The sequence below is a fragment of the Epibacterium sp. MM17-32 genome, from assembly GCF_022348205.1.
In the GTDB taxonomy this organism is placed as follows: Bacteria; Pseudomonadota; Alphaproteobacteria; order Rhodobacterales; family Rhodobacteraceae; genus Epibacterium.
Window position 1 is genome coordinate 53,762 of record NZ_JAKRFC010000009.1, and the last position, 20,014, is coordinate 73,775.

Consider the following 20,014-nt stretch of genomic DNA (forward strand, 5'->3'; position numbering starts at 1 on the left):
GCAGCGCCAGAGTCAACAAGCCCTGCCCGTCACGCGGCGGTTTTGCCGCCTGCACTGGCCATATGTCATCCGCCGTTGCCATCCCCCGACAAATCTGTACACCACTCCCCTGATGAGAAACGCGTTTCCCTTCTTGCGCCCGGGCATGACGGTGGGCCTGTTGGGTGGATCCTTTGATCCGCCCCATCACGGGCATGTGCAGATCTCGCTTGCGGCGCTCAAGCGGTTCAACCTCGATCAGCTGTGGTGGCTGGTCACCCCCGGCAATCCGCTCAAGGAAAACCCGCCCGCCTCGATGGCGCGGCGGATGGGGGCGGCGCGCGAAATCATGCACCACCCCCGGGTGCGGATTTCCGACATCGAAGCCCGGCTGGGCACGCGCTACACCGCCGAAACCCTGCGCCACCTGCGCAAGACCTACCCGCATGTGCGCTTTGTCTGGTTAATGGGTGCCGACAACCTGGCCCATTTCCACCGCTGGAAGGACTGGCGCAATATCCTCGACACGGTGCCGGTGGGGGTGCTGGCGCGCCCCGGCGAACGGATCTCCGCACGTCTGTCGCCTGCCGCACGCAGCTATCGGGCAGATCGCATTCCCGCATCGCAGAGCCAACGGCTGGCCCGGGCCGACGCCCCGGCCTGGTGTTTTGTCAATGTCCCGATGGTGGATGCCTCCTCGACCGAGATCCGCCGCCGGGGAGACTGGTCCGACTGACGCCCGCGCCACGGCCCCCGGGGCATTGCACGCAGGCGTCACAAAAACTTCTTTGACATATTACCCTCAAAGCATTTGCCGAATGGCAGGGAATTTGATTCAAAATACGCAACATGATCTCACGTCGCCGTTTCATAACCACCGCCCTTGCCACGCTTGGCTCCAGCTCCGCGCTTGCCAATGCCCCCAGCTACACCCCGCGCCCCCGGATGCGCGGCCTCAACCCGCTGAGCCCCGGGCGCGACGGGCTGGAGGCGATCCTCAAGAACGCCGGCCTCTCGGGCGAGGTGGTCTGCGCCGTTGCCGATGCCCGGAACGGTCAGGTGCTGGAGAGCGCCGACGGTGACCGCGGTCTGCCACCGGCAAGCGTCGCAAAGGTGGTCACGGCGCTCTATGCCCTCGATACGCTGGGCGCCGGCCACAGGTTCCGCACCCGGCTGATTGCAACCGGCCCGGTGCAGAACGGCGTCTTGCAGGGCGATCTGGTGCTGGTGGGGGGCGGTGATCCGACCCTCAGCACCGACGGGCTGGCCGACCTCGCCGCAGGCATGAAGGCCGCGGGCCTGCGTCAGGTCTCGGGGCGGTTTCTGGTCTGGGACGGCATGCTGCCCTTCGTCAAATCCATCGATCCCGGTCAACCGGATCATGTGGGCTACAGCCCCGCCGTCAGCGGCATTGCCCTCAACTTCAACCGCGTCCATTTCGAATGGAAACGTGCCGGCGGCAGCTGGGCCGTCAGCATGGACGCCCGCACCCAGAAATACCGCCCGGAGGTGTTCACCTCCAAGATGGCCGTGGTGCGGCGGGATCTGCCGGTCTACACCTATCAGGACAAATCCGGCGTCGATCACTGGACGGTGGCCAGCGGCGCGCTTGGCAATGGCGGGGCGCGCTGGTTACCGGTGCGCAATCCCGCGCTCTATGCCGGCGACGTGTTCCAGACCCTCGCCCGTTCCCATGGCATCGCCCTGCCCAACCCCAGGCAGGTGGCACGGATGCCCTCCGGCAGCCTGATCGCCCAGCATCAGAGCGACCCGCTGCCAGTGCTGCTGAAGGGCATGCTGAAGTACTCCAACAACCTGATGGCCGAGATGATCGGCATGAGCGCAAGCCTGCAACGGGACGGGCGACCGGGCTCGCTTGCGGCCTCGGGGCGCAGCATGAGCAGCTGGGCCACCGCGAACCTCGGCATGCAGTCCTGTCGTCTGGTGGATCATTCCGGCCTCGGCGATCAGTCGCGGCTCAGCGCCAATGACATGCTGCGCGCACTGGTCCTGGCCCATCGCGACGGGGCGCTGAAACCGCTGCTGAAACGGATCTACCTCCAGGACGCCAAGGGGCGCCCGATGAAGACCCATCCGGTGCAGATCGCCGCCAAGACCGGCACGCTGAATTTCGTCTCCGGGCTGGGCGGGTTTGTCACTGCCGAGGACGGGCGCGAGCTGGCGTTTGCGATTTTCTCCGCCGATCTGTCGGCGCGCTCCCGCATCAGCCGTGCAGAACGCGAACGTCCGGCGGGCGGCCGCAGCTGGAACCGGCGCGCCAAACGGTTACAGCAGGCATTGCTGGCGCGCTGGGGGCAGGTTTACGGCAGTTGACCGCCCCCAGCGGCCCCAATCTCGGCGCCCGCACCCCCGGATAAGACCAGTTTGCCGGTTTCCGGGGCAGACCACCCCTCCGGATAAGCCCAGAATCCAGTTTTGGTGGGGCCAGTGCACTCGTGACAGTTGTCAGCGAGGACATGGATCGTAACCATTTGCGAAGGTCCGCATAAAAATTCGCAAAGAAAGCGACCTCCCACATACGCGACACACTCGCGAACCGGTTCAACACGGAGGAACCCCATGTCTCTTAAGACCAAACTCAGCGCCACATCCGCCGCGCTCGCCCTGATGCTGGGCTCGGCTGCTGCCGCAGAGGACATCACCGTCGCCTATTTCCTCGAATGGCCGATGCCGTTCCAATACGCCAAAGCCATGGGCACCTATGAAGAGGAGCTGGGCGTCGGCATCAACTGGGTGTCCTTTGACACCGGCACCGCAATGTCGGCCGCGATGGCCTCCGGCGACGTCCAGATCGCCGTCAGTCAGGGCCTGCCCCCGTTTGTGGTTGCGGCCTCCGCCGGTCAGGATCTGGTGATCACCGACGTTGCCGTCAGCTATTCCGAAAATGACAACTGCGTGGTCGCCGACACGCTGGAGATCGATGCCTCCACCGCCAAGGAACTGGAAGGCAAGCGCGTCGGCGTTCCGATCGGCACCGCTGCGCATTTCGGCTTCCTGAAACAGATGGAGCATTTCGACGTCGACCTCTCGACCATGGAAATCGTCGACATGGCGCCGCCGGAAGGGGCCGCCGCCTTTGCCCAGGGATCGCTCGACATGGTCTGTGGCTGGGGCGGTGCCCTGCGCCGCATGAAGGAACACGGCAACGTGCTGATGACGGGCGCAGAAAAAGAGGCTGCGGGCATTCTGGTGTTTGACGTGATTTCCGCCCCGTCAGATTTCGCCGCCGAAGAGGCCGAGCTGATGTCCGCCTTCCTGAAGGTGACAGCAGAGGCCAACGCCATGTGGAACGCCGGCACCAACAAGGACAAGATGCTCGAAGTGATCGCCAAGGACGCGGGCATGGATCTGGCGGATACCGAAGCCACCATCGCCACCTTCACCTTCCCGTCGACGGACGAGGCCCTGAGCGACAAATGGCTTGGTGGCGGTGTGCAGGAGTTCATGATCGGCGTCGCTGGCGTCTTTGCCGAGGCGGGATCGATTCCGCAGGCCCTCGATACCTACGATTCTGCGGTCGACGCCAGCTTCCTTTCGGCGGTTGCCGAATAGACCGGGCGCGCATCGCCTTTGGGGCCGGCGTGCATCTGCGGATGCCACACCGGCCCACCCCATCCACACCTAACAGCAGGAGCAGCCCATGGACGGCCTCCATATCGACCGCCTGTCGATGCGATTTGACTTGCCCAACGGTTCGCACATCCAGGCGTTGAAAGATGTTTCCATCGAAATCGGCAAGGGCGAGATCATGTCCGTCCTTGGCCCCTCGGGCTGTGGCAAGACCACGCTTTTGAACATTGTCGCAGGCTTCCTTGCCCCCACCGAGGGCGCGGTGCGCATGAATGACCACGAGGTCAAGGGCCCTGCCCCGGAACGCGGCATGGTGTTCCAGCAGGGCGCCCTGTTCGAGTGGATGAGCGTGCGTGAAAATGTCGAATTCGGCCCGCGCATGAAGGGCATGCCGCCGGCGGGTCGCACCGAGATCTGCGATCAGTTGCTGGACACCGTCGGATTGCAGGATTTCGGCGAAAAGGCGGTGTATGAGCTATCGGGCGGCATGCAGCAACGGGTGGCCCTGGCGCGCTGCCTGGCCAATGACCCGGATGTGATCCTGATGGACGAACCGCTGGGCGCACTCGATGCGCTCACCCGGGAGAAGATGCAGGCACTGGTGCTGAAGCTCTGGAAGGAAAGCGGCAAGACCGTGATCCTGATCACCCACTCGGTCGAGGAGGCGCTGCTGCTGGGCGAACGCCTGCTGGTGATGGCCCCGCGCCCCGGCCGCATCCACAAGGAATACCGCCTGCCCTTTGCCGATCAGGGGGTGAACATGGACCTGCGCGAGGTGAAGAAACAGCCGGGCTTTGCGGAAACCCGGGACGAGATCCTGTCGATGATCTGGGAGATGGAAGAGGAAATCATGGGCCGGACGGAGAGCGCGGCATGACCGGCCTTCTGATCCTGCTGGCCTATGTGGCCCTGTTCACCGTCACCTATTTCATCGTCAACGCAATCCAGGAGCGCCGCCGCAACGGGGTCAATTTCACCAGCCTGAAGACGGTGACCTTCGGCGATGAAAGCGCGATCACCCCCAACCGGGCGGCCTCGGTGATCTCGATCCTGGTGATCTTCCTGATCTGGGGCGCGTTCACCGGCTCCAGGCTGGTGCCGGTACATGTGCCGGGGCCATTCCGGGGCGAGACCAGTTTCACCTACACGGCAACCGCCCCGGATGGCGAAACCGCCGAGGCCACCGTGCATGTGCGGGTGCATGACTTCGGCGCGGATGCCGAGCTGCCGGAGGTCACGCCGCGCAGCGGATTTGCCCAGGACGACGCCGACAAGGTCGCCGCCTGGCGCTCGGTGCTGATAAAGGCCGCCAACAACGATGGCGATGATGTCACCGTCACCGCGGTCGAGGGCCAGCCGCTGCAACCGGGGGACACGGTCTCGGTGCCCAACGGCACGGTCACCATGTCCCGCCGCGGCGCGCTGAACTTTGCCCCCGACAAGGGGTTTCAGATGGAGCCGATCTGGATGCCGAGCCCCGAAGCGGTGGTGGCGCGTTTCATCGAGATCGCCTCCGAGGGCTATCAGAACTTTACCCTCTGGGAGCACCTCGGCTGGTCGCTGCTGCGGGTTCTGGCGGGGTTTGCCCTCGGCGCGCTGGTGGGCATTCCTCTCGGCTACGCCATGGGGCTCAGCTCCTGGGTGCGCGGCTGGTTCGATCCGATCGTCGAGTTCATGCGCCCGGTGCCCCCCTTGGCGCTGATCCCGCTGGTCATAATCTGGTTCGGCATCTGGGAGTCGGGCAAGATCGTGCTGCTGTTCCTGGCCGCACTCTGGATCATGACCATCGCCGCCCGTGCCGGCGTGTCCGGGGTCAATATCACCAAGGTGCACGCGGCCTATTCCCTCGGCGCGTCCAAGGCGCAGATCCTGCGGCATGTGATCGTGCCCAACTCGCTGCCGGAGATCTTCACCGGCGCGCGAGTGGCGATGGGGGTCTGCTGGGGCACCGTGGTGGCGGCAGAGCTTGTGGCCGCGCAAAAAGGCGCCGGCATGATGATCATCGCCGCCTCCAAGTTCCAGCTGACCGATATCGTCATCATGGGAATCATCCTGATCGGCGTCATCGGCTACGGCATCGACATCCTGATGCGCAAGGCCGAGGACATCCTGGTGCCGTGGAAGGGGCGCAGCTGAGGCCGGACACCAGACAGCTACAGCATCAAAAAGGGGCGGTCCCGATGCGGGCCGCCCTTTGCAGTGATCCGGTCAGTGTCGCGACCAGAGATCTTTCCCCCTGCGCCGGGGCAGTTCCTAGACCATATGGCGCGCCCGCGAGCCGCGTTCGATGGCCGCCGCATGCAGGCGCTCCACGTTCAGCTCATAGCGGATCTCTTCCAAGAGGCGCAGTTCGTTGTCGTTGAGCGTCCCATCCGCCGCCGCCACGTCGCAGGCCAGCGCATAGCAGGTCTCAAACAGGCGTTCGGGCAGAATATCGCGAACCAGGCCGAACAACGCATCCAGCCCGTCCTCCTGTTCAAAGAGATCAAAGACGGTCCGCGACACCGCCGGAATACGGTCGGCGTCATACTCGGCAAAGATCGGCAACATGTTGACCGCATTCTGGATCTTGACCAGCTCGGCGGTTCGGATGTCCTCGTCCGACGCCGACACCGCCACCATTACCGCCACGAGGCAGTCCTGCGGGGTCAGCAACTGGATGGTCTCTTCTGTCATCTGGAGCGTCCTTTGTCTGTCGTCCGTGCGGGAACCATATGGACCCGCCGCGCCGCGTTCAACGACGAAACCCGCCGCCGGAGGATTTCCGCGTGCCAAGGGCAGCGACGCCTCAGCCGGCCACCGGGATCGGTAATTGCAGAGCCAAGCCTTTCGTTATGGCCCAGGGCCGTAAGGCAAAGCCGCACGGCCCGCGCCTGACCTTCCCCTAGGGAAGGCGCTTTGCACCTTCCCAAGGTCAAGCACGGGCCTGATGTTTGCAGATGTTATCAGTATTCCTCATAACCATCTTCAAACGGAAAGTCAGGATGGTACAGCAAAGCACCAAAACTGCCGGTACTACCTCTCACTAGACCGTGCTTTAGCATAATTCTCGAAAAGGAATAGGTAGCGAACCCAATGTGTCTGCTAACATAGCTTGTATATGCTGAAAACTGCTCCAGACTGTAGCCGAAGCGTTCCCAGTCACCTGGTAAAAGTACTTGCTCCATAAGACGATGTATAAAGTCGTTGCGAAGATCGACGATAGCATTCAAATAAGTAATGTCGCGCCCTTCGATCCCACTCTTCCTTATAGCTTTCATTAGGATGCCGAGAGGGGCACGCCGAATGGAACCGTTTCTAGAAGCGAATAGCTCGACTGCATCAGCTTCATCTAAATCAAGCTTCATCGCGATTTCTGTTTTCGAAATTGAGATGGTCGTTGCGACCGAATCTTCAAAAACGGAAATCGCGCTGAAGGCCCGACCCAGATTTGCCATGGCGATGAGGTTATCGAGGGATTGACTGTCATGGCTAACTGAATTCAACAGTTCGCTCCGACTATCAAATCCCCCGAAGTTCATAAAATTACCGCACGAACTTTTTGTGCTTCAGGCGCTTGGGCTCCAATGCGTCCGGGCCCAGACGGCGTTTCTTGTCTTCCTCATAGTCCTCGAAGTTGCCCTCGAACCACTCCACATGCGCGTCGCCTTCAAAGGCGAGGATGTGGGTACAGATCCGGTCGAGGAAGAAACGGTCGTGCGAGATCACCACCGCGCAGCCCGCAAAATCGACCAGCGCATCCTCAAGCGCGCGCAGGGTCTCGACGTCGAGGTCGTTGGTCGGCTCGTCGAGCAGCAAGACGTTGCCGCCTTCCTTCAGAAGGCGCGCCATGTGGACGCGGTTGCGCTCACCACCGGACAGGAGGTTCAGCTTCTTCTGCTGGTCGCCGCCCTTGAAGTTGAACGAGGAACAATAGGCGCGCGAATTGACCTGCGCATCGCCCAGCTCAATGATCTCGGCGCCGCCGGAAATCGCTTCCCAGACCGTGTCATTGTCGTTGAGGTCATCACGGGACTGGTCAACATAAGAGAGCTTCACCGTGTCGCCATAGGTGACGGAGCCCTCATCGGGCTGTTCCTGGCCGGTGAGCATCCGGAACAGCGTCGATTTACCGGCGCCGTTGGGGCCGATCACGCCGACGATGCCACCTGGCGGCAGCGAGAAGGACAGCCCTTCGACCAGCTGCTTGTCGCCGTAGTGTTTGGCGAGGTTTTCGACCTCGATCACCTTGCCGCCAAGGCGCGGGCCATTGGGGATGACGATCTGGGCGCGGCCGACCTTTTCCCGCTCAGAGGTGCTGGCCATCTCGTTATAGGCGGCGATACGGGCCTTGGATTTGGCCTGACGGGCCTTTTGACCCTGACGCATCCATTCGAGTTCGCGTTCCAGCGTTTTCTGCTTGGCCTTGTCCTCGCGGGCTTCCTGCTCCAGACGTTTGGCCTTTTGCTCCAGCCAGCTGGAATAGTTGCCCTCGTAGGGAATGCCGCGCCCCCGGTCGAGCTCCAAAATCCAGCCGGTGATATCGTCGAGGAAATAGCGGTCGTGGGTGACGCAGAGGATGGTGCCCTTGTAGTCGATCAGGTGCTGTTGCAGCCAGGCGATGGTTTCTGCGTCCAGGTGGTTGGTCGGTTCGTCGAGCAGCAGCATGTCGGGCGCTTCAAGCAGCAGTTTGCACAGCGCCACACGGCGTTTTTCACCGCCCGAAAGATCCTTGATCGCCGCATCATCCGGCGGGCAGCGCAGCGCCTCCATGGAGACGTCGACCTGACTGTCGAGATCCCAGAGGTTCTCGGAATCGATGGCGTCTTGCAGCGCGGTCATCTCTTCCATCAGCTCGTCGGAGTAGTTTTCCGCCATTTCCACCGCGATCTGGTTGAAGCGGTCGACCTTGGCCTTTTTCTCGGCCACGCCCAGCATCACGTTTTCACGCACGCTGAGGCTCTCGTCGAGCTGCGGCTCCTGCGGCAGGTAGCCAACCTTGGCGCCCTCGGCCGCCCAGGCCTCGCCGGTGAAGTCCTTGTCGAGGCCGGCCATGATCTTCATCAGGGTCGATTTACCGGCGCCGTTGACGCCGACGACACCGATTTTCACGCCGGGCAGGAAGGACAGATGGATGTTCTCAAAGCATTTCTTGCCACCCGGGTAAGTCTTGGAGACGCCCTGCATGTGGTAAACGTACTGGTAGGAGGCCATGGGATTGCTCCGTCATTAGGGGAATGAGGTTGGCAGAGGTGATAACCTGTGCGCCGGTCAGGAGCAATCGCTGCCATTCGATCACCACCGGTCATTCTCCGCCGGTTTCGTCAGCATCCACAACCTAAGGTTTACCTGCCGCAAAAACTTCCATATTCTGACCATAATCCTCTGCCAATAATTCCCTGGGGAGAGACTCGGATCATCCCCGAGGGGATGACACCAGGAGGTGAACCATGATTGTGGCAGCAGTCTTGATTGCGATCATCACAAGTGGCGTACTGGCCGTGACAGCCGGGCTGGCCTTTGGCGCACCGGTCTGGCTCTGCCTGTTGATCTACATGCTGAGCGGCTGCGTCACCACCCTGCTGGTGACCGGGATCGTTGGTCTGTGCCAGTGGGTGCGCGGCACATCCGCTGCCCCCGAGCCCGAACCGGACGAGGCCGAAGCAGCGCTGGTTCACGTCTAGGCCGGGATATCCGGGGCAAACCGCGCTCCAATCTGCAAAATATTTGCGCTTTGGCGCCGGCGGTAGGTATGTTAAAAATTTATTAAGCCGAAATTGGTAAGGCTTCTGTGCAGCCGAGGAGAAACACTGCAAGACCTTAACCGGATTGCGGTTTTCTCTGTTTCTGGACGCCAGATAGGGAGGACTTCGGTCAGATGGCCTTTTCGGGTTTCTTATTCGGGATGATTGCCGGGCTGGTCACCGCCGGCATTTCCTTTTTTGCGCTTTCCCTTCCGCTGTGGACTTGCCTCCTGATCTATTCCGGGGCGGGGGCCTTCGGGACCCTCAGCGTGATCTGCATTGGCTATGTGCTGCAGGATCACCGATCAGACTGCTCTCCCGCGGAAGACCAGAGAACCGTCGTCGGCTAGGCCGCACCACACCCGCCGCGGGCAGCGCAAAACGCGGCGATCTGGGCGCGGCGCGCATGCGGTCGCGCGCCAGTGTTGCACGCCCGACAGGGGCCGCAACATCAGCCATCTACGCCGTTGTCGGACGCGTTGATCCGCCGGATCAAGTCCAGCACCTTGGGCCCGAGTGCCGCAACGTTGAGCGCCACCCCGCGCGCGTTTGGATGAATACCGTCGGCTTGCAGGAACTCAGCGATGCGGGAGGGATCCCCGTCCGTTTCTGACATGATGCCGGCAAAAGCCGACGGATGCAGCACAACGTCATGCGCGGCGGCCAGCTCCGGATAGATGCGATCAAAGTCCTCTTTGTAGTCTGCGCCATAATTCCCGGGGGCCTGCATCCCGATCAGCAGGACCTCTGCCCCGGCAGACCGTGACGCCGTGATGATCTGCGCCAGGTTGGCGCGGGTCTCCTGCGGTGGCAGCCCCCGCAACAGGTCATTGCCCCCCAGAAGCACGATCACCCCATCCGGGTCATCCGCCAGCGACCAGTCGATGCGCGCGGCTCCGCCGGTTGTGGTGTCGCCGGACACGCCGGCATTGCTCACGCTCACCGCATGCCCCTGATCGCGCAGCCACGCTTCGAGCTGCGGCACAAAACCATCCTCCTGCGCCAGCCCGTATCCCTGCACAAGACTGTCGCCAAAGGCGGTCAGCCGGATCGGCTCTGCCCAGGCGAATTGCGTCAAAGCCAGGATCGTGGCGAAACTCGCTGCAATTTGCCCTAGAAACTTGCGCATGGCCTCAGACACTCCATATCCATTTGAGATCAAAAAGACAGGTAGCCCCGAATGAGCAACGACGCCCGCCCCGTTCTTACGCTGCAAGATGTGCATTTGTCGCTCAATGGCAATACCGGCCCGGTGCGTATCCTCGAAGAGATCACTCTGGATGTGGAGGCGGGCGAGACGTTGGCGCTGGTGGGGCCATCGGGGTCCGGGAAGTCCTCGCTCCTGATGGTGATGGGTGGGCTGGAGCAGGCCACCGGCGGCAGCGTGCGCGCCATGGGCGAGGATCTGACTCAGCTGAGTGAGGACGCCCTGGCCCGGTTCCGCCGCGCCCATATGGGGGTGGTGTTTCAGAGCTTTCACCTGATACCGACGATGACGGCGTTGGAAAATGTCGCCACACCGTTGGAACTGGCTGGCGCGCGTGATGCGTTTGACCGCGCCCGCGAGGAACTGAAGGCCGTGGGGCTGGGCCATCGTTGCGATCATATGCCCGCGCAGATGTCCGGCGGCGAACAACAGCGGGTGGCGCTGGCCCGTGCGGTGGTGACGCGGCCCGAGATCCTCCTGGCGGACGAACCCACAGGCAATCTCGATCAGGCCAATGGTGCACAGGTGATGGATCTGCTGTTTGACCTGCGCGACCGGCATGGCTCCACGCTGGTGATGGTGACGCATGCGCCTGAGCTGGCCGAGCGCTGCGACCGTACCGTACATTTGCGCGATGGTCGCATCCTGACAAGCGCCCAGCGTGAGGCGGCGGAATGAGCGCTGAGACAGCGGCTCCGAGCCAGCTTCGACTTGCGTGGCGCTTTGCCCTGCGCGAGTTGCGCGGCGGCCTGCGCGGCTTCCGTCTGTTTCTCGCCTGTCTTGCGCTGGGTGTCGGTGTCATAGCCGCCATCGGCTCCATCCGGGCGTCGATCGAGGCGGGGCTTGCGCGCGAGGGCGCGAGTCTCTTGGGGGGCGATGCGGAACTGACATTCACCTATCGCTTTGCTTCCGAGGATGAATCCGCTTGGATGGACAAGATCGCCCGTGATCGCTCCGAGGTGGTTGAGTTTCGCTCCATGGCCGTGGTGGGGGAAGAACGCGCGCTGACCCAGGTAAAATCGGTGGATACCGCCTACCCTCTGCGCGGTGAGGTCCGCCTGACCTCGGGCCAGCCCCTGCACGCGGCACTGGCTGAGGTCGATGGCCGCCCCGGCGCGGTGATGGAAAAGGTGCTGGCTGACCGGCTGGGCCTGAGCGAGGGCGACGGGTTTCGGCTCGGCACGCAGGAGTTCCGCCTGAGCGGCCTCCTCGCGTGGGAGCCGGATGCCGCCGGGTCCGGGTTTTCCATCGGGCCGCGCACATTGGTGCACACCGACGCCTTGGCGCAATCGGGCCTTTTGGCGCCGGGAACGCTCTATTCCACCAAATACCGCCTGACCCTCCCCCCCGAGGCTGACTTGCAGGCGCTGGAACAGGACGCCCGCGCACGATTTGAGGACAGCGGCATGCGCTGGCGCGATGCCCGCAACGGCGCGCCGGGAATTGCGCGTTTTGTCGAACGTCTGGGCGCGTTTCTGGTGCTGGTCGGCCTCTCTGGTCTGGCGGTCGGGGGCGTCGGGGTCTCAACGGCGGTGCGCGCGTACCTCGCGACCAAAACAGAGACCATCGCCACCCTGCGCACCCTCGGAGCCGAACGGCGGGTGATCTTTCTGACCTATTTTCTGCAAATCGGTGTGCTGTCGCTATGCGGGATTGCCCTCGGGTTGCTGCTCGGCGGACTTGGCCCGCTGGTGCTGGGGCCATTGATCGCGGCGCAACTGCCCTTTCCGGCGGTGTTCTCGGTCTATCCCGGCGCGCTGACGGAATCGGCCCTTTACGGTGTTTTGACCGCATTGCTGTTCACCCTCTGGCCCCTTGCGCGGGCGGAACGCATCCGGGCGGCGGCGCTCTACCGGGATGCGGTGGGCGGGACACTCCATTGGCCCGCGCCACGGTACATCCTCGCGACACTTGCGACGCTGGGCCTGCTGATCGCGGCTGCGGCGTTTTTTAGTGGCTCTCCCCGGCTGGCGCTCTGGACTGCGGGCGGGTTGATCGGCGCGCTCATCGTGCTGCTGATTGCCGGGGCCGCCATCGGCGCGCTGGCGCGGATGGGCAACCGGGTGGCACGGGGGCGACCGGCCCTGCGCTGGGCGCTGGCGTCCATCTCTTCGACCCGCGAGGGCGCAATGCCGGCGGTTCTGGCGCTGGGGCTTGGCCTCACGGTGCTGGCCGCGATTGGCCAGATCGACGGCAACATGCGCCGCGCCATTGCGGGCAACCTGCCGGATGTCGCGCCCTCCTATTTCTTTGTCGATATTCAACGCGACCAGATGCCCGCCTTTCTGGAGCGCGTCGAGGGGGACCCACAGGTCAGCAAGGTCGACAATGCGCCGATGCTGCGCGGCATCATCACCCGTATCAATGACCGCCCGGCCAAGGAGGTCGCGGGCGATCATTGGGTGATCCGGGGGGATCGCGGCGTGACCTATGCGGCTGCCAAACCCGCAAGCACCAAAGTGACCGCAGGCACATGGTGGCCCGAGGATTACAATGGGGAGCCGCAGATCTCCTTTGCCGCCGAAGAGGCGGAGGAAATGGGCCTGAAGCTCGGCGATAGCATGACCATCAATGTGTTGGGCCGCGACATCACCGGCACCATCACCAGCTTCCGCGAGGTGGATTTTTCCAACGCGGGCATGGGGTTTGTGCTGACCATGAACGAGGCCGCCTTGCGCGGCGCGCCGCATAGTTATATCGCCAGCGTCTATGCCGAAGAGGAGGCCGAGGCGGCAATCCTGCGCGACGTGGCCCGCGCCATGCCCAATATCACCGCAATCCGGGTGCGCGACGCGATCAACCGCGTGTCCGAAATCCTCGGCCAGCTGGCCACCGCCACCGCCTATGGCGCGGCGGCGACCTTGTTCACCGGGTTTCTGGTTCTGTTGGGCACGGCGGCCGCGGCGGAACCTGCGCGGCGCTACGAGGCGGCACTCTTGAAAACGCTTGGCGCGCCGCGCGGTCAGATCCTGCGCAGCTTTGCGCTGCGCTCGGCCCTGCTGGGCGCGGCGGCGGGGAGTGTGGCGCTGTTGGCGGGCATCCTTGGCGCATGGTCGGTGAGCCATTTTGTACTGGAGACCGACTATGTGGTGATCTGGCCCAATGCGCTTGGGGTGATCGGCGGCGGCATATTAGTAACGCTCTTTGCCGGGCTGGCCTATGCGCTGCGCCCGCTGGCCGCCCGGCCCGCCCGGGTGCTGCGCGCGCGCGACTAGGGGCGCAGCCCTCTAGGCGTGCGCGGCCACCGCTGGCCCTGGACAGGACACAGGTGTCAGAATGCGTTGCAGATCAAAGTTATCGCAGGTCAGGCTTTCCAATGTGACCCCGTCGAGCGCGCCGTAAAAGGCCTCCCCCGCGCGGGTGAGCGCATCGCGCAACCGGCAGGCATCGACCAGCGGGCAGGTGTTGTCGACATCGGCAAAGCACTCCACCATCGGCAGACCGCCCTCGACCTGCCGGAACACATCGCCAATGCAGATGTCGGTGGCGGAGCGGCTGAGCGCAAGCCCGCCATTGCGCCCGCGCTGAGTGTTCAGAAACCCAAGCTGGCTCAGCTGGTTGACCACCTGCGCCAGATGGTTCTCCGAGATGTTGCAGCGCTCCGCGATTTCGGATTTTGTAACCAGGCGCCCCTCATTGAGGGCGCAGTACATCAGCAGACGGACCGCGATATTGGTTCTCTTTGTGATACGCATGACAGGGGCCCTCTCCCATTGGGGATGATGGCCCACTGTTGCAAATCAGGACAAAAAGCGGTTTGACATACATCAAAGCTCGCTCAGAAAACGACAAGGCCCCATGACCCCGCATTTCTTCGGCTTCGGCAGCCTCGTGAACACCGCCACCCACATCTACGGCAACACCCGTCCCGCCCGGCTGGAGGGCTGGCGCCGCACCTGGGTGCAGACCCCGGACCGCCCATTGGCCTTTCTCAGCGTCCGCCCGGCGGCGGGTCACGTGATCGAAGGGTTGCTGGCTGCCGTGCCGAATGGCGACTGGGCCGCGCTCGACGAGCGGGAAACCGGCTACGTGCGGGTGGATGTGTCGGCCCAGGTGGCCCATGACATGATGCCCGCACCGCAGATCTCGCTCTATCAGGTGCCGGAGGACACGCAGGACAACACCGCCGGTCAGGCCATCCTGCTCAGCTATCTGGATGTGGTGCTGCGGGGCTATACGCAAGTCTTTGGCGAAGGCGGCGCGCGCGCCTTCATGGCGACGACCGATGGCTGGGACACGCCGATCCTCGATGACCGCGCCACCCCGCGCTATCCGCGCCACCAGGAGATGTCCCCCGCAGAGCAGGCGTTTCACGACGGGCTGATTGCAGATGCAGGCGCACGGATCATGGCGGGCAGCGCATGATCTCGCGCAGCCTCCTGCTGCTGCGGCGCATCACGCGCCAGCTGTGGTTCCGGGTGGTTGCGATTTCGCTGTTCTCTCTGCTGGCACTGGCCCTGGCTCCGCTGCTGGCCCCTGTGCTGCCGCAAGAATGGGAAGACCGCTTTGGCCGCGAAGCGGTGCTGCCGGTGCTGACGATCCTGGCCTCCGGCATGCTGGCGGTGACGACGTTTTCGCTGAACGTCATGGTCAGCGCCTATCGCACCGCCTCCTCCATGGCGACGCCGCGGGTTTACCGGCTGCTGCTGGAAGACACAGTCACCCAGAGCGTGCTGGCGACCTTTACCGGCGGCTTTGTCTATTCCTTAAGCGCGATCATCCTGTTTCGGGCGAAGATCTATCCGCCGGGCGCTGCCTTTGTGGTGTTTGTGATGACGGTGCTGGTGGTGGTGCTGATCGTGATCGCCATTCTGCGCTGGATCGATCACCTGTCGGATCTGGGCAGCATGGATCACACGCTGCGCCTGATCGAGACCCGCACCCGCACCAGTCTTCGGGCCCGCAAGGACACGCCCTGTCTTGGCGGCTGTTGTGGCAAGACCGAGCCGCCGTCAGATGCACGTCCCATTGCCGCCGCCCGAAGCGGCTTTGTGCGCTTTGTCGACATGGCTGCGCTGAACACACGGGCCGAGGAGGCGGGCGTCACGCTCTACCTGACCCGCCTGCCCGGCGAATTTGTCTTGCGCGGTCGCCCCGTCGCGGTGGCTGAGGGGGCGGATGACGCCTTTTGTGACGCCGCAAGCGGCCTCATAGACATCGGCGATGTCCGCAGTTTCGAACAGGACCCGACCTTTGGCCTGACCCTGCTGGCCGAAACCGCACAGCGCGCCCTGTCGCCGGGGATCAACGACCCCGGCACCGCGATCGAAGTCATGGGCCGCATCGAACGCCTGTTGTGGGAAACCCTGCCCGAAGACACCGAAACCGCCAAGGCGGACGCGAGGTTTCCGCAGATCCACCTGCCGCCGGTCACCGCCGCATCACTGCTGAAAGCGAGCTTTCCGCCCATCGCCCGCTGTGCCGAGGATGCTGCACCGGAGGTCATGGACTGGATGGAATCCGCCCTCAAGACGCTGGAGCATCACCCCAATGACGCGATGACCCGGGCCGCCGGTGAGATGCGCCGCGGCTATTTCGGCGCGGCATAGCCCATAAAAAACGGGCAGAGCCTGTGCCCTGCCCGGTCTTATCCGTCGGTGTTTCCCGGCTCAGTCGCGCGCGCGCACGGTCTGCATCAAGGCCAGCAGAGCCGACATGTCGGGGCCGCGTTCCATGCCGGTTACGGCCTTGCGCAGCGGCATGAACAGACTTTTGCCCTTGCGGCCGGTCTTTTCCTTCACGGCGGCGGTCCATTTGCCCCAGCTTTCGGAATCATAGGGGCCTTCGGGCAGCAGGGTCATCGCCTCGGCGATAAATTCCTTGTCCTCGTCGGCAATCAACGGCTCCGCCCCGTCGCGGCACAGGATCCACCAGCCCTCAAGATCCTTGAGCGTGGTGATGTTTTCCTTTGCGACCGCCCAGAAGGCCTCCTGCTTGTCCGCTGGCACCCCGATGGCATCCAGCTCTGCCTTGACGGTCTCCACCGGCAGGGTTTGCAGGTAGCGCGCGGTCAGCGGGTAGAGGTCTTCGGCGTCGAACTTGGTCGGAGCAGAGCCGAACCGGTTGATGTCAAAGCCCTCGATCAGCTCTGCCATATCGGTACGCAATTCCACCGGATCAGACGACCCCAGACGCGCCATCAGCGACAGAAGCGCCATCGGCTTCACGCCCGCCTCACGCAGATCGCGCAGCGCCAGCGTGCCGAGGCGTTTCGAAAGCGCCTCCCCTTGCGGTCCGGTCAGGAGCGAGTGGTGCGCAAATTCCGGGTGACCAAAGCCAAGGGCCCCCATGATCTGGATCTGGGTCGCGGTATTGGTCACATGGTCAGAGCCGCGCACCACATGGGTGACGCCCATGTCGGTGTCATCCACCACCGAGGCGATGGTATAGAGCACCTGCCCGTCACCGCGGATCAGCACCGGGTCCGAGACAGACGCCGCATCAATGGAGATATCGCCAAGAATGCCGTCGGTCCATTCGATGCGCTCGTGGTCGAGCTTGAAGCGCCACACACCATTGCCACGCTCGGCGCGCAGGGCGTCCTTTTCCGCATCCGACAGCGCCAGTGCGGCGCGGTCATAGACCGGCGGCTTGCCCATGTTGAGCTGTTTCTTGCGCTTGAGGTCGAGTTCGGTCGGGGTCTCGAAGGCCTCGTAGAACCGGTTGATCTCGCGCAGCTTGTCGGCGGCCTCAGCATAACGGTCGAGCCGCTCGGACTGGCGTTCGACCTTGTCCCAGGTGAGGCCGAGCCATTCGAGATCCTGCTTGATCGCGTCGACGTATTCTTCTTTCGAGCGTTCGGGATCGGTGTCATCGATGCGCAGGATGAAGGTGCCGCCAGCCTTGCGGGCGATCAGATAGTTCATCAAGGCGGTGCGCAGGTTGCCCACGTGGATATAGCCGGTGGGCGACGGCGCAAAACGGGTGGTGGTCATCGCATATCTCCTGTTGGGGTTGCTCTGTCACAGGCGCGCGGAATTGTCCAGTTTTCGCGTCTCTCTCGCCGCCAAGAGCGCCCCTGCCGGGGCGCGGCCTCCGGCGGGGATATTTGGGAGAAGTTGAAGGCGGTGTGGTGCTCCCACGCATTCGTGATCGGGCTTCAGGGGACTTTGCGGGCTGGCGCGCTAGGCTTGGATCATATCAATCAACAGGGAGACCAAGAGGATGACAGTAAAGCTATCCCGCCGTGCCGCGCTGGCCGGTGCCGCCGCCGCCCCGATTGCCGCCAGTGTTGCTGCGCCCGTGAAGGCCGCTGGCGAAGGGGGTGCCATGAAACCCTTGCATGCCCGCGCCTTCAAGGTTGGCGATTATACCGTGCACAGCCTGCTTGCGGGCAGCACCGGGCGCGATGGGGTGAAAGATATCTTTGGCGGCGGGGCCTCGGATGAAGCGTTTGCAGAGGTCGCTCAGGAGAATTTCATCTCCGACATCAGCGCGCAGTTCTATTTCACCCCGACGCTGGTCGATACAGGGTCAGAGAAAATCCTGTTTGATACCGGCCTCAACGCGGGCGGCATTACCTCGGCGCTGGCGGATGCGGGTGTGACACCTGACGAGATCGATGTGGTGGTGCTGACTCATATGCATGGCGACCACATCGGCGGCATGACGGATGACAGCGGCGCGGCCACTTTTGCCAATGCGCGCTATGTGACGGCGGCGGCGGAATACGACCACTGGACCGGGTTGCCCGAGGACAATGGCGGCGCGGATCGGGTGCGGGCCAAGGTTGCGCCGCAGGCCGAGAAGATGAGTTTTATCGAGGATGGCGGCGCGGTGGCCTCGGGCGTGACCGGCATGGCGGCCTTTGGGCATACGCCGGGGCATATGGTCTACATGATCGAGAGCGGCGGGCAGCAACTGCTGCTGACGGCGGATCTGGCCAATCACTATGTGTTCCCCTTTGCCCATCCCGAATGGCAGACCAGCTTTGACACCGACAAGGATGCGGCCTCGGCAACGCGGCGGCGGGTGCTTTCGATGCTGGCGGACAGTCGCACGCCGATGATCGGCTACCATATGCCGTTCCCGGCTGCGGGCTATGTGGAGACGCGGGGCGACGGGTTCAGGTTTGTGCCGGTCAGCTATCAGATGATGGGGTAAGACCCGAAGCGGCTGAGACGGAAGGGGCGCGGGTCCACAATGGGCGCGTCCCCCGTCACCAGATCCGCAGTGAGCCGCCCGGCACCGGGACCAAGGCCGAAGCCGTGCCCGCTGTAGCCCGTGGAGACAAACAGGCCGGGGCGGGCCTGCACCTCGGAGATCACCGGAATTTCATCCGGGGTCACATCAATCAGGCCCCCCCAGCTTTGGGTGACATCGGCCTTTTCCAGCGCCGGGAAGGCATCGCGCACCGCCGCAAGCCCACGGCGCAGGGCCTTTTGCGAGGGCTGCGGATCAAGCACGCGGGTTTCCTCAAACGGGGTGCGATCCTGCCCGGTCCAGGGGCGGGCCTCGCGGGTCTCGATGCCCCAGCGGTTGGACAGGCGGAACCGCAGGGCGGTGACATCCTGCAGAAAGGCCGGAATGAAGCGGTGACCGATGCGGAACGTGTCGGGCACGATGTCAAAGGTGTTCTCGCCGCCCGAGGCAACGGTGTAGCCGCCATCGGCGCGTTTGCGCAGCCCAAAGCCCGCCGCCCAAAGCGCGGTTTCAGGGACACCTTCGACCGGCGACAGCCGCATCACGGAATTGAGCACCTTGAGTTGCGGCAGGAAGATGCCCTCGTTGCGCAGGAACAGACGCGACCAGGCCCCGCCCGCAACCACCACGGCCGTTGCGGTGACGCGGCCCTTCTCGGTCAGCACGCCACGGATGCGCCCGGCTTCCACGTCCAGCCGGCGCACGGCACAGCCGGTGACCACCACGGCGCCCTTGTCGCGCGCAGCAGAGGCAATCGCATGCGTCGCCATCTGCGGTTCGGCGCAGCCGTCCTGCGGCGTGTGAAAGCCCGCGCGCAACCGATGGCCATAACCCGGTGTCAGCGCCTCCAACGCATCGCCGCGCAGCATATGCCCTTCGCCGCCGATCGCCTTCAGATGTTCCGCCCAGGCCAGCAACTCCGCCTCGCGCTTGCGGCTGCCTGCGGTGAACATGATGCCGCATTTGGTATAGCCCGTGGCGTAGCCGGTGCGTTCGTCCAGCCCTTCCCAGATGCGCTGGGAATGGGTCATCAGCGCCATTTCGCGAGGGTCGCGCTGCGACATGCGCACCCAGCCCCAATTGCGCGAGCTTTGTTCGCCCGCGATCTGGCCCTTTTCGCACAACAGCACCGAATGGCCCCGTTCGGCCAGTTCCAGCGCCGTGGACGCACCTACGATGCCACCGCCGATCACGACGACATCAACCGCGTTTGGCAGCGCGCGGTCCGAATTGAAATGAGGCAGCTGAGGTCCGGGCATGGGGCAGTTCTAGTCCGTGGGCAAAGAGCGGGTCCAGCCGCGCATGAGGCACTTGGGACCAGTTCCTGCGGCCTGTGTTCTTCCGGCCTCAATCAGGGCCGGAACCCTCCTGT

Annotated in this window: 19 protein-coding genes; 12 read left to right on the forward strand and 7 right to left on the reverse strand. The window is 63.7% G+C overall.

Annotation, left to right across the window (positions count from 1 at the left end; translation table 11 throughout):
* The first annotated feature begins 112 nt into the window (after positions 1-112).
* From MHM88_RS15420 to MHM88_RS15440, 5 genes are all read left to right on the forward strand, one after another.
* The gene (locus tag MHM88_RS15420) at positions 113-715 is read left to right on the forward strand and encodes a nicotinate-nucleotide adenylyltransferase (RefSeq protein ID WP_239367270.1); all 603 of its coding nucleotides are present in this window, start codon (positions 113-115) and stop codon (positions 713-715) included.
* A 113-nt stretch (positions 716-828) separates the two neighbouring features.
* The gene (dacB, locus tag MHM88_RS15425; protein WP_239367272.1) at positions 829-2,313 is read left to right on the forward strand and encodes a D-alanyl-D-alanine carboxypeptidase/D-alanyl-D-alanine-endopeptidase; all 1,485 of its coding nucleotides are present in this window, start codon (positions 829-831) and stop codon (positions 2,311-2,313) included.
* A 246-nt stretch (positions 2,314-2,559) separates the two neighbouring features.
* A complete protein-coding gene (locus tag MHM88_RS15430; protein WP_239322828.1) occupies positions 2,560-3,552 on the forward strand; it encodes an ABC transporter substrate-binding protein in 993 nt (330 codons plus the stop codon).
* Positions 3,553-3,640: 88 nt separating this feature from the next.
* Positions 3,641-4,447 carry an ABC transporter ATP-binding protein gene (locus MHM88_RS15435; RefSeq protein ID WP_239322827.1) on the forward strand — a complete coding sequence of 269 codons (807 nt, stop codon included), beginning with the start codon at positions 3,641-3,643 and terminating at the stop codon, positions 4,445-4,447.
* A complete protein-coding gene (locus tag MHM88_RS15440; RefSeq protein WP_239322826.1) occupies positions 4,444-5,706 on the forward strand; it encodes an ABC transporter permease subunit in 1,263 nt (420 codons plus the stop codon). Before MHM88_RS15435 ends, MHM88_RS15440 begins: the two co-directional genes overlap by 4 nt.
* 117 nt (positions 5,707-5,823) lie before the next feature.
* Here MHM88_RS15440 and MHM88_RS15445 read toward each other — a convergent pair whose 3' ends face one another.
* The 3 genes from MHM88_RS15445 to ettA form a co-directional block, all read right to left on the reverse strand.
* A complete protein-coding gene (locus tag MHM88_RS15445; RefSeq protein WP_239367274.1) occupies positions 5,824-6,246 on the reverse strand; it encodes a tellurite resistance TerB family protein in 423 nt (140 codons plus the stop codon).
* Between the two features lie 269 nt (positions 6,247-6,515).
* Positions 6,516-7,055 carry a hypothetical protein gene (locus MHM88_RS15450; protein WP_239367276.1) on the reverse strand — a complete coding sequence of 180 codons (540 nt, stop codon included), beginning with the start codon at positions 7,053-7,055 and terminating at the stop codon, positions 6,516-6,518.
* A 40-nt stretch (positions 7,056-7,095) separates the two neighbouring features.
* Positions 7,096-8,763 (reverse strand): energy-dependent translational throttle protein EttA, encoded by a 1,668-nt coding sequence (gene ettA / locus MHM88_RS15455; RefSeq protein WP_239322823.1) that lies wholly within the window; start codon positions 8,761-8,763, stop codon positions 7,096-7,098.
* Positions 8,764-8,999: 236 nt separating this feature from the next.
* Between ettA and MHM88_RS15460 the strand changes: the two genes are divergently transcribed.
* Positions 9,000-9,233, forward strand: a complete 234-nt coding sequence (locus tag MHM88_RS15460) for a hypothetical protein (protein WP_239367278.1) — start codon at positions 9,000-9,002, stop codon at positions 9,231-9,233.
* Positions 9,234-9,427: 194 nt separating this feature from the next.
* Positions 9,428-9,643 carry a hypothetical protein gene (locus MHM88_RS15465; protein WP_239322821.1) on the forward strand — a complete coding sequence of 72 codons (216 nt, stop codon included), beginning with the start codon at positions 9,428-9,430 and terminating at the stop codon, positions 9,641-9,643.
* A gap of 101 nt (positions 9,644-9,744) precedes the next feature.
* Here MHM88_RS15465 and MHM88_RS15470 read toward each other — a convergent pair whose 3' ends face one another.
* A complete protein-coding gene (locus MHM88_RS15470; RefSeq protein WP_239367280.1) occupies positions 9,745-10,422 on the reverse strand; it encodes an arylesterase in 678 nt (225 codons plus the stop codon).
* Between the two features lie 51 nt (positions 10,423-10,473).
* Between MHM88_RS15470 and MHM88_RS15475 the strand changes: the two genes are divergently transcribed.
* Both MHM88_RS15475 and MHM88_RS15480 read left to right on the forward strand, forming a co-directional pair.
* A complete protein-coding gene (locus MHM88_RS15475; RefSeq protein WP_239367282.1) occupies positions 10,474-11,178 on the forward strand; it encodes an ABC transporter ATP-binding protein in 705 nt (234 codons plus the stop codon).
* A complete protein-coding gene (locus MHM88_RS15480) occupies positions 11,175-13,715 on the forward strand; it encodes an ABC transporter permease (RefSeq protein WP_239367284.1) in 2,541 nt (846 codons plus the stop codon). The genes MHM88_RS15475 and MHM88_RS15480 overlap by 4 nt, the downstream gene beginning before the upstream one ends.
* A gap of 12 nt (positions 13,716-13,727) precedes the next feature.
* Here the strand turns inward: MHM88_RS15480 and MHM88_RS15485 are convergent, their stop codons facing one another.
* Entirely contained in the window at positions 13,728-14,195 is a 468-nt protein-coding gene (locus MHM88_RS15485; RefSeq protein WP_239367286.1) for an Rrf2 family transcriptional regulator, read from the reverse strand.
* 103 nt (positions 14,196-14,298) lie between these two features.
* Here MHM88_RS15485 and MHM88_RS15490 point away from each other — a divergent pair, with 103 nt between their 5' ends.
* Together MHM88_RS15490 and MHM88_RS15495 are read left to right on the forward strand one after the other, a co-directional pair.
* Positions 14,299-14,865 carry a gamma-glutamylcyclotransferase family protein gene (locus tag MHM88_RS15490; protein WP_239367288.1) on the forward strand — a complete coding sequence of 189 codons (567 nt, stop codon included), beginning with the start codon at positions 14,299-14,301 and terminating at the stop codon, positions 14,863-14,865.
* Positions 14,862-16,049 (forward strand): DUF2254 domain-containing protein, encoded by a 1,188-nt coding sequence (locus MHM88_RS15495; RefSeq protein WP_239367289.1) that lies wholly within the window; start codon positions 14,862-14,864, stop codon positions 16,047-16,049. The genes MHM88_RS15490 and MHM88_RS15495 overlap by 4 nt, the downstream gene beginning before the upstream one ends.
* Before the next feature lie 60 nt (positions 16,050-16,109).
* Here MHM88_RS15495 and gltX read toward each other — a convergent pair whose 3' ends face one another.
* Complete coding sequence (gene gltX, locus MHM88_RS15500) at positions 16,110-17,435, reverse strand: glutamate--tRNA ligase (protein WP_239367291.1); 1,326 nt, start codon at positions 17,433-17,435, stop codon at positions 16,110-16,112.
* Positions 17,436-17,664: 229 nt separating this feature from the next.
* On the opposite strand from gltX, the gene MHM88_RS15505 reads away from it, so the two are divergent.
* Positions 17,665-18,603 (forward strand): MBL fold metallo-hydrolase, encoded by a 939-nt coding sequence (locus tag MHM88_RS15505; protein WP_239367293.1) that lies wholly within the window; start codon positions 17,665-17,667, stop codon positions 18,601-18,603.
* On the opposite strand, the gene MHM88_RS15510 is transcribed toward MHM88_RS15505, so the two are convergent.
* Positions 18,588-19,901: an FAD-binding oxidoreductase gene (locus MHM88_RS15510; RefSeq protein ID WP_239367295.1), complete on the reverse strand. Its 1,314-nt coding sequence runs from the start codon at positions 19,899-19,901 to the stop codon at positions 18,588-18,590. The two genes, MHM88_RS15505 and MHM88_RS15510, sit on opposite strands and share 16 nt — an antisense overlap.
* Between the last annotated feature and the right edge of the window lie 113 nt (positions 19,902-20,014).

What these genes read in the sequence shown, in the direction of transcription:
- MHM88_RS15420 (WP_239367270.1), top strand. Translation starts at nt 113, where the DNA reads ATGAGAAACGCGTTTCCCTTCTTGCGCCCGGGCATGACGGTGGGCCTG.
- dacB (WP_239367272.1), top strand. Translation starts at nt 829, where the DNA reads ATGATCTCACGTCGCCGTTTCATAACCACCGCCCTTGCCACGCTTGGC.
- MHM88_RS15430 (WP_239322828.1), top strand. Translation starts at nt 2,560, where the DNA reads ATGTCTCTTAAGACCAAACTCAGCGCCACATCCGCCGCGCTCGCCCTG.
- MHM88_RS15435 (WP_239322827.1), top strand. Translation starts at nt 3,641, where the DNA reads ATGGACGGCCTCCATATCGACCGCCTGTCGATGCGATTTGACTTGCCC.
- MHM88_RS15440 (WP_239322826.1), top strand. Translation starts at nt 4,444, where the DNA reads ATGACCGGCCTTCTGATCCTGCTGGCCTATGTGGCCCTGTTCACCGTC.
- MHM88_RS15445 (WP_239367274.1), bottom strand. Translation starts at nt 6,246, where the DNA reads ATGACAGAAGAGACCATCCAGTTGCTGACCCCGCAGGACTGCCTCGTG.
- ettA (WP_239322823.1), bottom strand. Translation starts at nt 8,763, where the DNA reads ATGGCCTCCTACCAGTACGTTTACCACATGCAGGGCGTCTCCAAGACT.
- MHM88_RS15460 (WP_239367278.1), top strand. Translation starts at nt 9,000, where the DNA reads ATGATTGTGGCAGCAGTCTTGATTGCGATCATCACAAGTGGCGTACTG.
- MHM88_RS15465 (WP_239322821.1), top strand. Translation starts at nt 9,428, where the DNA reads ATGGCCTTTTCGGGTTTCTTATTCGGGATGATTGCCGGGCTGGTCACC.
- MHM88_RS15470 (WP_239367280.1), bottom strand. Translation starts at nt 10,422, where the DNA reads ATGCGCAAGTTTCTAGGGCAAATTGCAGCGAGTTTCGCCACGATCCTG.
- MHM88_RS15475 (WP_239367282.1), top strand. Translation starts at nt 10,474, where the DNA reads ATGAGCAACGACGCCCGCCCCGTTCTTACGCTGCAAGATGTGCATTTG.
- MHM88_RS15480 (WP_239367284.1), top strand. Translation starts at nt 11,175, where the DNA reads ATGAGCGCTGAGACAGCGGCTCCGAGCCAGCTTCGACTTGCGTGGCGC.
- MHM88_RS15485 (WP_239367286.1), bottom strand. Translation starts at nt 14,195, where the DNA reads ATGCGTATCACAAAGAGAACCAATATCGCGGTCCGTCTGCTGATGTAC.
- MHM88_RS15490 (WP_239367288.1), top strand. Translation starts at nt 14,299, where the DNA reads ATGACCCCGCATTTCTTCGGCTTCGGCAGCCTCGTGAACACCGCCACC.
- MHM88_RS15495 (WP_239367289.1), top strand. Translation starts at nt 14,862, where the DNA reads ATGATCTCGCGCAGCCTCCTGCTGCTGCGGCGCATCACGCGCCAGCTG.
- gltX (WP_239367291.1), bottom strand. Translation starts at nt 17,435, where the DNA reads ATGACCACCACCCGTTTTGCGCCGTCGCCCACCGGCTATATCCACGTG.
- MHM88_RS15505 (WP_239367293.1), top strand. Translation starts at nt 17,665, where the DNA reads ATGACAGTAAAGCTATCCCGCCGTGCCGCGCTGGCCGGTGCCGCCGCC.
- MHM88_RS15510 (WP_239367295.1), bottom strand. Translation starts at nt 19,901, where the DNA reads ATGCCCGGACCTCAGCTGCCTCATTTCAATTCGGACCGCGCGCTGCCA.